The 1,090-nt window shown below is 69.8% G+C and carries 1 protein-coding gene; it reads left to right on the top strand.

Annotated elements, in window-relative coordinates:
* Window positions 1-1,090 (top strand): Ig-like domain-containing protein (locus tag D9C15_RS33175; protein ID WP_164886982.1); only part of this gene is annotated, 1,090 nt, incomplete at both ends.

Genomic DNA, 1,090 nt, shown 5'->3' on the forward strand with positions numbered 1-1,090 from the left:
CGGCCGGCAACGCCGCTTCGGCCAACGATGCCGGCGCGATCGATCTGACCGCACCGAGCATCACCGTCGATGCCCCGGCGCTGACCAACGACGCCACGCCGACGATCACTGGCACCACCAACCTGCCGGCTGGTTCGACTGTCGGCCTGGTGGTCACGGATGCGAACGGCGTCCAGCAGACCGTGCTGGCCACGGTCCAGCCGGGTGGCACCTACTCGGTCGATGTGCCCAATCCTCTCGCCGAGGGCAACTACAGCGTCGTGGCCACCGCCACCGATGCCGCGGGGAACTCGGCCAATGCCAACGATGCGGGCGCCATCGATCTGACGGCGCCGAGCGTCACCGTCGACGCACCGGCACTGACCAACGATGCCACGCCGACCATCACCGGCGCGACCAACCTGCCGGCCGGCTCCACCGTCAGCCTGGTGGTCACCGATGCCAACGGCGTGGCCCAGACCCTCTCCGCGACGGTCCAGCCCGGTGGCACCTACTCGGTCGACGTGCCCTCGCCGCTCGCCGAGGGCAACTACTCCGTCGTGGCCACCGCCACCGATGCGGCCGGCAACGCCGCTTCGGCCAACGACGCCGGCGCGATCGACCTGACCGCACCGAGCATCACCGTCGATGCACCGGCGCTGACCAGCGACGCGACACCGACCATCACCGGCACCACCAACCTCCCTGCCGGCTCCACCGTCAGCCTGGTGGTCACCGACGCCAACGGCGTCCAGCAGACCGTGCTGGCCACCATCCAGCCGGGTGGTACCTACTCGGTCGATGTGCCCTCGCCACTCGCCGAGGGCAGCTACTCCGTCGTGGCCACGGCCACCGATGCCGCGGGCAACTCGGCCAATGCCAACGATGCGGGCGCGATCGATCTGACGGCACCGAGCATTACCGTCGACGCCCCGGCGCTGACCAACGACCCCACGCCGACGATCAACGGCACCACCAACCTCCCTGCCGGCGCCACCGTCAGCCTGGTGGTCACCGATGCCAACGGCGTGGCTCAGACCCTCTCCGCCACAGTCCAGCCCGGTGGCACCTACTCGGTCGATGTGCCAAGTGCACTCGCCGAGGGCAGCTA

Origin of the sequence: Piscinibacter defluvii (assembly GCF_004011805.1) — a bacterium.
Taxonomy (GTDB): Bacteria; Pseudomonadota; Gammaproteobacteria; order Burkholderiales; family Burkholderiaceae_C; genus Piscinibacter; species Piscinibacter defluvii.